The sequence below is a fragment of the Bittarella massiliensis (ex Durand et al. 2017) genome (assembly GCF_017566145.1).
GTDB lineage: Bacteria > Bacillota > Clostridia > Oscillospirales > Ruminococcaceae > Bittarella > Bittarella massiliensis_A.
The window spans coordinates 1-237 of record NZ_JABFCL010000126.1 but is presented as its reverse complement, the minus strand read 5'-3'; the positions used below and the strand labels follow the sequence as shown (position 1 = coordinate 237).

The 237-nt window shown below is 51.1% G+C and carries 1 protein-coding gene; it reads right to left on the bottom strand.

Annotated features, from left to right (window positions below; translation table 11 throughout):
- Window positions 1–10 precede the first annotated feature (10 nt).
- Window positions 11–237, bottom strand: a 227-nt coding sequence (locus HJY11_RS13710; protein ID WP_368041618.1) for a hypothetical protein, incomplete at its 5' end; no start/stop codon positions are given.

Sequence of the window (237 nt, the reverse complement as noted above, 5' to 3'; positions counted from 1 at the left end):
TACTGTCATGTCAGTCCTCCTTTTCCCACCATCTCTGTCCACATTCATCGCAGAACCGGCTCCACGGAACTGCCTTGCTACCACATATCGGGCATACCATTCCATCTTCCGTTTGCACGGGTTTCTTCGCCGTATCCCGCTCCTGCAGCTCCTGCCACTTCGCAGCTTCTTCGTTTGTCAACAGTTCTGCTTTTTCCACTCTGTCTGGATCACCCTGTGCAATATAGAAATCAACGA